7 protein-coding genes and 1 pseudogene are annotated in these 12,116 nt (G+C 70.6%); 5 read left to right on the forward strand and 3 right to left on the reverse strand.

The features are described from left to right. Positions 1 to 264 precede the first annotated feature (264 nt). Positions 265 to 2,739 (forward strand): hypothetical protein, encoded by a 2,475-nt coding sequence (locus EMA09_RS27935; protein ID WP_129843732.1) that lies wholly within the window; start codon positions 265 to 267, stop codon positions 2,737 to 2,739. A 52-nt stretch (positions 2,740 to 2,791) separates the two neighbouring features. On the opposite strand, the gene EMA09_RS27940 is transcribed toward EMA09_RS27935, so the two are convergent. Further along, positions 2,792 to 4,381, reverse strand: a complete 1,590-nt coding sequence (locus EMA09_RS27940) for an NAD(P)/FAD-dependent oxidoreductase (protein ID WP_129843733.1) — start codon at positions 4,379 to 4,381, stop codon at positions 2,792 to 2,794. A 158-nt stretch (positions 4,382 to 4,539) separates the two neighbouring features. Between EMA09_RS27940 and EMA09_RS27945 the strand changes: the two genes are divergently transcribed. From EMA09_RS27945 to argG, 3 genes are all read left to right on the forward strand, one after another. Continuing rightward, the gene (locus EMA09_RS27945) at positions 4,540 to 5,922 is read left to right on the forward strand and encodes a serine/threonine-protein kinase (RefSeq protein WP_129843734.1); all 1,383 of its coding nucleotides are present in this window, start codon (positions 4,540 to 4,542) and stop codon (positions 5,920 to 5,922) included. Positions 5,923 to 6,522: 600 nt separating this feature from the next. Beyond that, entirely contained in the window at positions 6,523 to 7,569 is a 1,047-nt protein-coding gene (locus EMA09_RS27950; RefSeq protein ID WP_129843735.1) for a hypothetical protein, read from the forward strand. A 236-nt stretch (positions 7,570 to 7,805) separates the two neighbouring features. Continuing rightward, entirely contained in the window at positions 7,806 to 9,254 is a 1,449-nt protein-coding gene (argG, locus tag EMA09_RS27955) for an argininosuccinate synthase (RefSeq protein WP_129843736.1), read from the forward strand. Positions 9,255 to 9,556: 302 nt separating this feature from the next. Here argG and EMA09_RS27960 read toward each other — a convergent pair whose 3' ends face one another. Next, the gene (locus EMA09_RS27960) at positions 9,557 to 10,510 is read right to left on the reverse strand and encodes an aldo/keto reductase (protein WP_129843737.1); all 954 of its coding nucleotides are present in this window, start codon (positions 10,508 to 10,510) and stop codon (positions 9,557 to 9,559) included. Positions 10,511 to 10,657: 147 nt separating this feature from the next. Between EMA09_RS27960 and EMA09_RS27965 the strand changes: the two genes are divergently transcribed. Beyond that, positions 10,658 to 11,572, forward strand: coding sequence for a helix-turn-helix transcriptional regulator (locus EMA09_RS27965; RefSeq protein ID WP_129843738.1), 915 nt, complete (start codon positions 10,658 to 10,660; stop codon positions 11,570 to 11,572). A gap of 162 nt (positions 11,573 to 11,734) precedes the next feature. Here EMA09_RS27965 and EMA09_RS28580 read toward each other — a convergent pair. Beyond that, positions 11,735 to 12,116: pseudogene (locus EMA09_RS28580) on the reverse strand (NAD-dependent epimerase); the annotation flags it as partial.

Below are 12,116 nucleotides of genomic sequence, written 5' to 3' on the forward strand. Positions count from 1 at the left end.
CCCGGCCGCGCGCAATTCACGAGGTGTTGACATGATGACGCTGCCCCAGTCCGCGCGCCTCTCCGGCGTGCTCATTCATGGCCCAGTGTTACGGGAATGTGGCGGGCGGCACCGTGAGGTCCTTCTCGTGGTCGGCACCCCTTTCCGCAGTGGCTACTCTGAGGACATGCGGATCTCCCTGCACAACACATCCTGTCGCGCGTCCGGCCACTCCTTTCGCTGACCGTTCCTGCACGCTCCGACCGGTATTCCTGGGGTTCCGTCGTGTCCGACGTCCTTTTCACCCGCGATGATGTCGAGAAAGAAGCAGGGGGAAATCCGTGGACCCGCGCACGGGATTTCTCCGCCGAGATCGACCCCGACGACATGGCGGACACCGCCGCCGCCTACACGCGTGCCGCGGCCGAGGCGCACGGCGCCCACGACCTCGCACGTGACGCCGGCGCGATCGCCGCGGCCGCCGGAGAACTCGACGGCGACGCGCTGGTGGACGCCGAGGGCCGCCTCGACGAGACCGCCACCGCGCTGCGCGGCGGCGGTGACGACATGGACGAGGCGGTCCGGTACCTCGTACGCGCGATGAACTCGGCGCTCGACGCCGAGGGCGAGGTACGCGACGCCGTGTTCGCCCCGGGCGGGCTCGAGGAGACCTACCTGCGGCACACCGAGGCGGCCGAGGCGGAATGGAACGAGTGGCGGGCGACGGCCGCCGCCGGTCCCCCGGCCGGTACCGGGATGATGGGCGGACCGACCGGGAACGGCACGCTGACCGCGCTCCGCCCGCCCCTCGGACACACGGGCCTCGATCCGTGGCCCGAGGGAGCCGCGCTGCGGATCCGGTACAAGCACCTGCGGGCCGTCGCCGACGCCGCCGCGACGGCTCACGAGGACATCACCGGCGTGATCGACGCCTACCGGGGCAAGCTCGCCCAGTACGGCCAGGAGCTCCGCGAACTCGGCTACGACGTCGCCGACGGGCCGCTTCAGCTGTGGACCACCGAGGAGATGGCGACGTACACGGCACGGCGGCTCGCCGCGGAACTCGCCGAGGAAGACCCCGATCCGGCCCTCCTGCTGCTGTACACCGAAGGCCTCGGAGCCATCGTGGACGGCGGCTTCGGGAACACGGCCGGCGCGGCTGCCCAGCAGCCCCTCACCCCCGCCGAACGCGCCTACCTGCGAGCGTTCCTCGGAGAACTCGGCGCCGCCGACCTGGCCGCGCTCGGCGCGTTGAAGGACGACACTGCTGACCTCGAGCCGGGTCAGGCCGGCAACCAGTACGCGAGCATCCAGCGCGTCGCCAACAGCATCACCCTGCTGATGAACCCGGAACTCGGCGGCCTCGACCCCCGCGTCCCGGCCGACCTGGCCCGGGTACCGGCGGGCATTCGGCCGTTCGTTCTCGGCTACGGGGCGGACGACCTCACCGACGCGCTCGCCGACGCCGTCACCGTGTCGGTCCGCAACCCGCCGAGCGACGCGTACGCGGACACGCTCAGGGACTTCAACGGCTTCGGCGACCTGATGTCCACGGCGACCGTGGCACCGGGAGACGCGTTCGGCCGGGACCTGGCGCACACCGCGGTCACCGTACAGGGCGCCACCCAATACCAGTACATGGACGGCGGGTACGGCGACACCGCCAACACCGGCAGCAGCGGCCTGCTCCACGCCGTCGCGCTGAACAGCGGCTTGAGCGCGGAACTGCTGCACGAGCGGCCCTTCCGGGAGAGCCTGCTCGGCGTGCACTGGGAGGACAGCACAGGAGCGGCGGCGGTGGTCACCAGCGGCGTCACCATCCCCCAGGGCACGGACCACAACGACCCGGCGGCGCGACCGTACATCGAGGCGGCGTACGACGTCCTGTCGTACGCCGCCAACCACACCGACGACATCCTCGGGACGGCAAACCACACCATCGCCCGGTACGGCCCGATCGACCACTCGGCCCTCCAGGGCGCGGTGGGCGACACCATGCTGCGCTACATGAACGTCGTCTCCCAGATGTCGGGCGACGGCGCATCGGGCTTCCTGGCGGCGAAGGACGACGATGTGCCCTTCCGCAATCTCTTCGGCACGGAATACCGCTACGCCTTCGAACTCAGCGGCGCCGAACAGCGCGACCTCTTCGGCCTCATGGGCGAGGCGGACGAGGAGGTCGGGAACGAGTTCCGGCGCGGCGTCGCCGCCTGGCAGACGGCCACGGCGTACGAGGCGTTCCAGCACGACCGCCATGCGCCCTCCGCCCTCCAGTCCGTGGGCCGGGTGTCGGGCTTCATGGACCACGCGGAACGGGAGAACGACTCGGCCGGTCTCGCGGCCAAACAGCGCATCTCGGCGATGAGCGGCATCAGCACCGCCTTCTGGGTGGCCGGCGGACTCGCGAGCGTCTCAGGCCCGGTCAGCGCGGGGATCTCGGTCGGCGCCTACGGCCTGGTCGAGGGCCTGCGCTACGCCCTGCCGGATCCCGGGGACGGCGGAGTGCGGGCCGCGCAGTGGAACTCGATCGAACGCGGCGACTGGGAAGCACGCTCGATCGTCGCCTATGCCGCCCGGGCAGCCGGCTACGGGAACCCGCAGCGCGGCGAGGACGCGGGGGACTACCCCCTGCCGGACCCGCACGGCGCCAACGAGAGCGACGTGATGAACGGCGTCCTCGACCTTGAGGGCAACATCTACCCGGGCTACTGGGGCTACGTCGTCGAGGGCTTCGATCAGGGATCGCTGCGCGAGGACTGATGTCCGCCTCGGCCGCGACACCCGTCCCCGGAGGGCGTCGGTGCTGTGGGGCTCAGCGGTCGCCGCCCAGCAGCTCGCGCGCGACGATGTATCCCGAAGCCCCGTTGACGCCGTGGCCGGGCCAGGTGGCGGCGCCGAGCGTGTAGAGGTTGGGCACGACAGTGCGGTGCGAGGGCTGGGCGGGCAGCGATCGCAGCAGGTAGCTCTGCGACAGGTCGTGACTGCCCCCGTAGGGGTCCCCCGGCCCACAGTTCGGGTTGAAGCGGGCCAGGTCGTCCGGCCCGATCACATACCGGCCGAGAACGGCGCCCGGGAGGTTCGGCACGTGCCGGCCGGCCAGCGCGATCACCCGGTCCGCGAACGCCTCCTTCACCCCGGCCGTCCAGCCCGAACCGTCCACCTCGATCACACCCGCCGCATCGCCGCGCGGTCGCAGCGGCACGTCGAGGATCTGCAGGCGCGCCACGGCCGTCCCCGGCGGACACCGCGACGGATCGGCCGCGGACGGGACGTCGAAGGAGATGGTCGGCTCGGCGGGCAGCAGCCCGCGGACGGCCTCGTTGACCGAGCGCGACACCGCGTCCAGCCCGCCGGTCAGGTGGCTGAGGCCGGTAGCGGCGAGCCGCTCGTCGTCGAACCGGGGCGGCTCGGACAGCGCCAGGTGCAGCTGCACACAGCCACGGCCGTACCGGAACTCACTCGCCTGCCGCCGGAGCAGCGGCGGTACGACGTCCGCCTCGTGCGAGAGGAGCCCGAGATACAGCTGATCCGGGTTGACCGACGCGATGACCGCCCGGCCGGCCGTCACCACCTCCCCGTCCGCCGTCCGCACGCCGGCCGCCCGGCCGTTCCGCAGCAGGATCCGGTCGACGCGCCGCCCGGTCTCCACACGACCGCCGTGCGCCTCGATCAGCGCGACCAGCGCCCGCACCAGACGCTCGCCACCGCCCTCGGGCGTGGGCGACCCGGCCGTGGTCTCCGCGATCAGCGCGAGCACCACCCAAAAAGCGCTGTTCACCTCGTCCGGACCACGGCCGAGATGCAGCGCCCACGGGGCCAGCAGGGCGCGCAGCACGGGAGAGCTGAAACGGTGTTCCAGCAGATCGCGCGCGGTGCGCAGGAAGTCGCGGGCGAACGTCGAGTACGTGCTGCCGTCGTGCATCAGGTCGCGGATGACGCGAGCCGATGCCCGGCTGGCCAGCTCGGCGCCGAACAGACCGAACACCGGACCGGCATGGGGCTCGAAGTCGGCCAACAGGGCGGCGAGCGCGGCCCCGTCGCCGGGCGCGAGCCGCTCGGCCTCCGCCACGTTCTCGGCCGCGTCCGTGGAGAAGACGGCGCTGCCGCTCCCACCGGGCAGCGAAACACCGAAGCTGTAGCGGAACCCGCGATAGACGAGCCCGAACCCGACCAGCTCGGCGCCCAGTTCGGCGTAGGCCGGGCCGGACACGAACAGCGGGTGCAGTGAGGAGTACGTGTCATGCAGGAAACCGGGCAAGGTCAGCTCATCGGTGCGCACCAGGCCGCCGGCCCGGTCGTTCCGCTCCAGGACGACGACACCCCAGCCGGCCCTGGCCAGGAAGGCCGCCGCGACCAGCGCGTTGTGGCCACTGCCGATCACCACCACGTCTCCGCGTCCCATGGTCCGGAGTGTGACACGACTCGCCACCTCACGAAATGGCGTGAACACGCACGGCGAACACCATTCGTGCGCCCCCGGAACCGGTCCGCGCAGCCGTCGGGGGCCGGTCGTTACGGGTGGCCCCGCCCTGCGCCGACCGGCCCGTCTAGTCTCCCCGCATGGACCACGAACACGGGCAACTGCTCGCGGACAGATACCGGTTGACGAGTCTGCTCGGCCAGGGCGGGATGGGCGCGGTCTGGCGTGCGTACGATGAACAGTTGGGGCGGGACGTGGCCCTGAAAGAACTGCGCCTGCCCGAACATCTGAGGGGCGAGGAGCGGGCGACGTGGATCGCCCGGATGGATCGCGAAGCGCGGGCGGCAGCACGGCTGAAGCACCCGGGGATCGTGACTGTCCACGACCGGATCACCGGTGCGGACGGGCGGCCGTGGATCGTCATGGAGCTGGTGACCGGAGGGTCGTTGGAAGACCTGTTGCGCCGGCAGGGACCCCTCTCTCCACAGCATGTCGCTGCCATAGGACGACAGGTGGCCGCCGCGCTGAATGCCGCGCACCGGAAGGGAATCACCCATCGGGACATCAAGCCGGCCAACATCCTCCTCGAGGACGGGCGGGCCGTCCTGACCGACTTCGGGATCGCAGCCCTGGACGGCGACGTCACCCTCACGGCCACCGGCTCGATCATGGGTACACCCGCGTTCATGGCGCCGGAGCAGGTGCGGGGCCTGCCGGCCACCGCCGCCTCCGACCTCTGGTCACTCGGGGCCACGCTCTACACGGCTGTGGAAGGGCACCCGCCCTTCGCCGGGTCAGCCCCGAGCGCCGTACTGGTCGCCGTCGCGACCGAGCCTCCTGACCCTCCCGTACAGGCCGGGCCTCTCACCCCCACACTGGCGGGCCTGCTCCGCAAGGAACCGGCCGAGCGCCTGACCATGGAGCAGCTCCACGACCAGTTGGACAGGGTGGTCGGCACACCGCCGACTCCCAAAGCGGCGCCCGTCGACCCGGCCCACTGGCCCACGGCCCCCGCACAGGCGCCCGCCGTCCCGGCGCGGCCCGCGGCCCTCGGCGGAACACCCACCGCCCGCCGCCGCATACCCCGCTGGGCCGGATGGAGCGCCGCGGCAGTGCTGGCCCTGGTGGTGTCCTCCGTCCTGGCCTCCCACGGAGGGGACGCGGCCTACCAGCGCAATCGCCAGGCTGCCGAGGAGATGGGCCACCCGCCGACCTTCACCGTTCAATCCGAAAACCGTGCCGACGGCGACAGGGCGCGGATCGTCTACGCAGGAGGACCTATCACCGGCGAGCCGAGTTCCACACAGTGGCAGGACATGGCGGGGTGGCTGGAGGCTGCGCCGGGCGTCGAATTGGTCGGGATGCCGACCATCAACCCCTCCTGCATGACCGACGGGATCGGGTGCGTCTGGGCCGTCGACCTCCAGGACGGCTACACCGAACCGACCATCCTCCTCGCCCTGACCGAGAGCCAGGACGGCGAGCTGGTTCTCCAGGTCGACGTCGGCTCCTGGGAGTCGTGACACGGCCGGAGCCGGCAGCTCCCGAGGCGCGGCGGCGGGGGAGTGGCGTTCCGGCATGACACCAGAGTCGCTGCGGTTCCCGCCGCGACCGATCCGCGGCGTACGGGTGCTGCACCGGCGGCAGAACTGCGCGCCGCACTTCGCGGAGACCGAAGTCGATTTCGAGCCCGCGGCCGAGGACCTCGCCTTCGAGGTGACTCAGGAGCTGACGGTCGTCCACGAACCCGCCGAGGCCCTGCCGCGCTTCTTCGCGGCCGCCGCCGCGGGAATCGAGGAGCGGCTGAGCCTGCTCGGGCACGGAATCGTGATCGCGGAGTCGTGCGCGAGCCGTTCAGGACCGAGAGGGTGGCTCAGGACGCTGCGGTCCGCTCCTGAAAGCGGAAACCGACCAATCCCGGGCGGACACCGAAACCGTGGCTGCAGCCGGCCCACCGAACAGAACCACGCCCGGCCACCGCAGCCGCCCCTCCCACCACCGGGATCGGCAGAGGCCGGAGTTCACTCTCCCGGGTGATCTCCAGCCGATCGCCCCGCCGCGGCGCCCTCCATCGGCAGACTGCGGGTGGCAGATGATCCACCGATCAAGATCAGAGGAGCTAAGTGGCACGCGGAGCAGGCGAGTTCGTCACCGTCCTGGTGGACACCCGGAACAACATCGTGAACGCCGTAGGTGAACTCAGCAGCGGTTTCGACGGGGCGTTCAGCAGCCTCCAGGATCGGCTCGGCCAGACTGAGGAAGCGCTGAAGGCCGACGCGCGGGAAACCCGCAACCGGGTCGTCACTGCGGTCACCAAGGCCACCGAAGCGACCAACGAGGCCGCCTCGCTGCGCCGGGAGATCACGGCGCTGCGAGAGACGGTCCAGGAACTCGCGGACATCGTCCGCAAGACCGCGAGCGACGCCCAGACCGTCGCGCACGTCCACCAGGCATGCACCACGCTCACCGGGCCGCACCCCCACCCCGCGGCCGCCGCCCCGCATGCCGATCCCGAAGCGCCGGCCGTCGACGTCACGCTGCCCGCGCCCCGCCAGGCCGACCACGACGCCACCGGCCACGCCGCACCGGAGAGCCGGCCGGCCGAGCCGCCCCTGGAGGGCGCCGCCGAAGAGGAACGGGACACCGTCACGGACCAGGACGATTCCGACATCGACGTCCTCGACGAGGCGGAGCTCACCCGCCTCCTCACCCACGAGGACACACACCCCGGCAGCGAGCCGCCCGTCTACAGCAGCGCCGGCCACGCCCGCCACCTGCTGCGCGCAGCAGGCGTCTCCCGCATCACGCTCACCTGCCACCGCGACACCTGGGAGTTCCTGGCCTCCGTCGCCGAAGCACACTCCCACTTCCGCACACCTCCGCAGTTCACGGATGCCGGGGACGGCCGGGTCGCCGTCGAGCTGTCGGGCCGGTCGGTCGTCGCCTCCCTGATCGCGCTGCGCAACCGCTGGGAGACGGCGTACGACGGCGACACCGACCGTATGGCGGCCCAGGCCGACTGGATGCTCGCCAGCACGATCTACGCGCGGATCGCCGAGACCCTCCGCGGACTGCGCGCCGAGGGCGCCCCGGTCACGGTTCTCCTCGACGACCGCGTGCCCGCGCAGGAGTCGGCCAGCGGCTGCGCCGCGGGCGAGGGACCGTCCTGAGGAGACCGGCAGCCGGGCCGACCCGCCGGACCGCAGCCGGTCGGCCCGCTCCTCCTCATCGACATCTCCGCGCCTGCCGGAAGCCGACCGTCCGCGCCGCCCGCCCAGGCCGTGAAGCCGTCTCGAGGCACGAAGCCCAGCCCGCGGCGTCCCCTCGGGGGCGCCGGCCGGTGGGCCGGGCACGGCTGTCCGCACCAGTGTTTGCATGATCATGCAGAGGGTTGCATACTCTCTCCATGTCCAAGGTTCTCACCTCACTGCCCAGTGGCGAGCGCGTCGGCATCGCCTTCTCAGGCGGCCTCGACACATCGGTCGCCGTCGCATGGATGCGCGACAAGGGTGCCGTCCCCTGCACCTACACCGCCGACATCGGCCAGTACGACGAGCCCGACATCGCTTCGGTGCCCGGCCGCGCCAAGCTGTACGGCGCCGAGATCGCACGCCTGGTCGACTGCCGTGCGGCCCTCGTCGAGGAGGGCCTCGCCGCGCTCGCCTGCGGCGCCTTCCACATCCGCTCGGGCGGGCGCGCGTATTTCAACACCACACCGCTCGGCCGCGCCGTCACCGGCACCCTGCTGGTGCGGGCGATGCTCGAGGACGACGTCCAGATCTGGGGCGACGGCTCGACCTTCAAGGGCAACGACATCGAGCGGTTCTACCGCTACGGCCTGCTCGCCAACCCCCACCTGCGCATCTACAAGCCCTGGCTGGACGCGGACTTCGTCTCCGAACTCGGCGGTCGCAAGGAGATGTCGGAGTGGCTGCTCAGCCACGGGCTGCCCTACCGCGACAGTACCGAGAAGGCGTACTCGACCGATGCCAACATCTGGGGCGCCACCCACGAGGCCAAGACCCTGGAACACCTGGACACCGGCGTCGAGACCGTGGACCCGATCATGGGCGTGCGGTTCTGGGACCCCGAGGTCGAGATTCCCACCGAGGACGTGACGTTCGGCTTCGACCAGGGCCGCCCGGTGACGATCAACGGCCGCGAGTTCGCCTCCCCGGTCGACCTGGTGATGGAGGCGAACGCGATCGGTGGCCGCCACGGCATGGGCATGTCCGACCAGATCGAGAACCGGATCATCGAGGCCAAGAGCCGCGGCATCTACGAGGCGCCCGGCATGGCAGTACTGCACGCGGCCTACGAACGGCTCGTCAACGCGATCCACAACGAGGACACCCTCGCCCAGTACCACAACGAGGGGCGGCGCCTCGGCCGGCTGATGTACGAGGGCCGCTGGCTCGACCCCCAGGCGCTGATGGTGCGCGAGTCGCTGCAGCGCTGGGTCGGCTCGGCGGTCACCGGCCAGGTCACGCTCCGGCTGCGGCGCGGCGAGGACTACTCGATCATCGACACCAGCGGCCCGGCCTTCAGCTACCACCCGGACAAGCTGTCGATGGAGCGGACCGAGGACTCGGCGTTCGGCCCGGTGGACCGGATCGGCCAGCTCACCATGCGCAATCTCGACATCGCCGATTCCCGCGCCAGGCTCGAACAGTACGCGGACCTCGGCATGGTCGGCTCCGGCCAGTCCGCGCTCGTCGGTGCCGCCCAGGCGGCGTCGACCGGGCTGATCGGTGCGATGCCGCAGGGTGGCGCCGAGGCCATCGCCTCGCGCGGCGAGGTTTCCGACGACGAGGAGATGCTCGACCGCGCCGCGATGGAATTCGGCACCGACTGAGCACACCACCCGAGGAACCACAAGCCTTGTGCGCAGACCACGGGTCGGTCTGCGCACAAGGCCGAGGCGATCCCGGGCCACTGCCTCGGCCGCGACGTCGCGGAGACGGGCCGAACATGGCACCGACGACTGCCTTGGGACCGCACACCGGGCAAGATCAGCCTGCCGCCGGGTCCTCGACCGATCCGGACCGCCCCGGCCGCCTCGCACGCCTTCTCCGCCCAGCCGACTCCGACCCCCGAACCAGCTTCTCCCACCGTGCGGCTGGCCGAAGGCATCGTGGATGAGTCAGACGGCTGCTATTACATCTCCTGCTCCCACCAGCCGCGCGTGTCGACGTCCGTGGCATCCGCCAGCGCTTCGAGTTCCGCGATCTCCGCGTCAGCGAGCTGCATGCCGCCGGCCCGGACCAACCCGTCGACGTGACCCGCCTTCGTGACCCCGATGATCGGTGTGGTCCCCTTGGCGATGGCCCAAGCCGTGGCGACATCAGCGGCGGACGCGCCGCGATCCTCGCCGATCGCCCCCATCCGGTCCGTCAGGGCCTGCAGCCGGTGCAGGATGCCGTTGTACACCGCCGCCCGGCTGCTGCCCTCCGGCAACGGATCGGCCGGACCGTACCTGCCGGTCAGCGCCCCCTGCTCGAGAACCATGTAGGAGAAGAACCGCACGTCGTGCTCGCGGCAGTAATCGAGGATTCCCGCGCGCTCAGACCGACGGTACAAAAGACTGAAATGGTTCTGGACCGCCTCCACGCGGAAACCGGCCTCGCCGAGAATACGATCGGCGAGAGCAATTTCCTCCATATTGTGGTTCGAGACGCCGACATGCTTGATTCTGCCGCTCTTGAGAAGCGGGATCAGAAACGGCGTCCACCGCGCCACGTCAGCAGGATTATGGATCCAAAAAATATCCACATAGTCCGTACGCATCCGGTCGAGGCTCTGCTCCAGCATGTCCGCGACCGGATCGTCGCCGTCACCCGCGATCTGCGGAGTGAACTTCGTCGACAGCTGATACTCGCTGCGGTGGTAGCCCGCCAGTGCCTTGGCGAGGGCGCTCTCCGAGCGGCCCATGCCGTATGCCACCGCGGTGTCCCACAGGGTGAACCCGTTCGACTGCGCCTTCTCGACGACCTCTCGCAGGCCGGACTCGCTCATCTCGCTGCCGAAGTAGCCGTCGCCCGCCTCGCCGCTGTCTCCCCAGGCCCACGTGCCCAACGCCACCGCCGGCACAGTGAGCGCCTTGCTCGTCATGTCCTACCTCCATTGCCCGTTCCCGGGATCGTGTCGGGACGTTCGCACCCCAGAAGACCGCGATCGCCGCCACCGGAGAAGGTCGCGTCTATGGGGGGTACAACCTCGACCCCCCTCACGCTGTGACCGGCGGCTACCATCGATGACATGGACCAGCAGCCCGGAAACCGCGGCGAGATCCGGGATTTCCTTGCGAGCCGACGCGCCAGAATCACCCCGGGGCAGGTCGGACTGCCGACCAGCACCCGCCGCCGGGTCGCCGGGCTGCGGCGCGAAGAGGTCGCCGTCCTTGCCGGCGTGAGCACGGAGTGGTACACGCGACTGGAGAAGGGGCACATCGGTGGCGTTTCCGAAGACGTCCTCGACGCGGTCGCCCGTGCCCTGCGACTGGACGACGACGAACGCACCTACCTGTTCGACCTGGCCCGGTCATCGCGGCACGCACGTCGCACGCCGTCGCGGCGCAGGGACGTCGAGGTCCCGCCCCAGGTCCAGTGGATGCTCGACTCCATGACGATGTCCTCGGCGTTCGTACGCAACGGCCGCACGGACATCGTCGCCGGCAACCCCCTGGCCCGAGCCCTGCTCGCGCCGATGTTCGACAGCGTCACCGTCGACAAGCGCGGCCGCCCCAACATCGCCCGCTACGTCTTCCTCGACCCGGGTGCCCGCGGCTTCTTCGTCGACTGGGGCGCCGCCGGCGTCGCCACCGCCGCCCTGCTGCGCGCTGAGGTCGGGCGCGAGCCCCGCGACCGGGCACTGCGCGAACTCGTCGGCGAGCTGTCCACGCTCAGCCCGGAGTTTCGCAGCCAATGGGCTGCGCACGACGTCCTGATGCGCCACGACGGCGTCAAACGGCTCCAGCACCCCGACGTCGGCCCCTTGGAAGTGACCTTCCAGTCCCTCGTCCTACCTTTGCCGGGCCGAGCCGTGCACGACCTGATCATCTATACCGCCGAGCCCGGCACCGCATCCGAGGACCGGCTCAAACTCCTCACCATGTGGGCAGCTACGCATCCCCGAACAACACACCCCACCCACTCCCCTCAGCCCGGGCACTGAAGCACGGCCCAGCCCATTCCCGCCGAGGATCGAGGCAACGGCGGCATCGCCCGACTGATCAGTGTGACGCCTTCCTGTTCTGCACCACGGATTCCCACAGTTCTGCGCACCCCTCATGTGCGGTCTGGGCGGGCCGGGAGTTCCGGCCCGCCCACTGCCGCATCAGGCCGCCAGCGCTTCGCGGAGCGTTGAAGGCTTGATACCGAAGGTCTCGCGGATATCACTGTCGTCCACGATGAACGGCCGCTCGGACATGTAGCTCATCTCGGCGAACTCCCGCCACAGTGGATCGGTGAAGGACAGCAGGGTCAGGTCCCGTTCGGTGAGCGGCTCCAACCGGGGTTCGGGCGCTCCGAGAAGTTCGGCGAGGCCGGTTGCGGCATGACGCACGGTCGTGGTGATCACCGGGGCGTGCCAGGCCCGGCCCCAGGCTCGCTCGTCGTTGCCGACCGCCACCAGCGCCGCCGCGACGTCCTCCGTGTAGGAGAGCGAATGCGCCGCATCGGGGTTGCCGTGGACAAGAGCCAGTTGACCGTCGCGGACC

The sequence above is a fragment of the Streptomyces sp. RFCAC02 genome (assembly GCF_004193175.1).
Classification (GTDB): domain Bacteria; phylum Actinomycetota; class Actinomycetes; order Streptomycetales; family Streptomycetaceae; genus Streptomyces.